The following is a 747-nucleotide window of genomic DNA, read 5'->3' as shown; positions in this document are numbered from 1 at the left end:
CCGAGGGCGTGGCATGCCAAGCTCGGTCAACCCCAGGAATAGTGCGACGCGCGTCAGCACAGCGAGCGAAGTCGTACCGCCGCTGCCGTTCTCGATAGCTGCGATGACCTCGGGTGCGAGGCGTGCCAATCGGGCTGCATGTTCCAGGGACATGGGCAGATCGCCTCGGTCTAGACCAAGATGTGCCGCCGTGATGAACAGCAAGACGGGCCGCCGCTCATCGCTCTCGTCCATGAGCGATGCTCAACCTCGCCAGGGTTCATAGCCCTCCCGGAACCGTTACAATCGCCGCTAGCGTTAGGAAATACCCAGAGTTGCACTGGTGCCCTGCGCAAATTGCAGCTGTTGCTGGCCTGCACTAACGGTTGTGCAGCGCAATCGTGTACAATCCTGGGTCAGTTTTAAGCGATTGGACCGCCAGCGGCGCGTTCAGTCTTCTCCTCGACGAGAGCTAATCCTGCGATGACCGCCACCAATGCACCGAAGCTGGCGACTGAAGCTGATCGCGCGATCGGCAGCCGCATCGCGGCGCTTCGGGCGGCACAGGGTCTGAGCCAGACCGCGCTCGGTCACGCCATTGGGGTCAGCTTCCAGCAGGTGCAGAAATACGAGAAGGGTCGCAATCGCATCGGCGCCAGCCGGCTGCAGAGGATCGCCGATCAGCTCAAGGTGCCGGTCGAGACGTTTTTTGCCAGCTCTCAGGGAAACGACGACCAGGAGGCCGTTGTCCCGGCCGTCTCCAATGAC

2 protein-coding genes are annotated in these 747 nt (G+C 62.0%); one reads left to right on the top strand and one right to left on the bottom strand.

The window, feature by feature from the left end; genetic code table 11:
- The coding region (locus MKL09_RS12605) for a hypothetical protein (RefSeq protein WP_244020543.1) at nt 1–234 on the bottom strand (234 nt) is incomplete at its 3' end.
- 228 nt (nt 235–462) lie between these two features.
- Here MKL09_RS12605 and MKL09_RS12600 point away from each other — a divergent pair.
- The coding region (locus MKL09_RS12600; protein ID WP_244020542.1) for a helix-turn-helix domain-containing protein at nt 463–747 on the top strand (285 nt) is incomplete at its 3' end.

The sequence above is a fragment of the Methylobacterium sp. J-048 genome (genome assembly GCF_022829515.1).
GTDB lineage: Bacteria > Pseudomonadota > Alphaproteobacteria > Rhizobiales > Beijerinckiaceae > Methylobacterium.
Note: the sequence above shows the minus strand (reverse complement) of the source record. Positions and strands in the feature narration are given on the sequence as shown.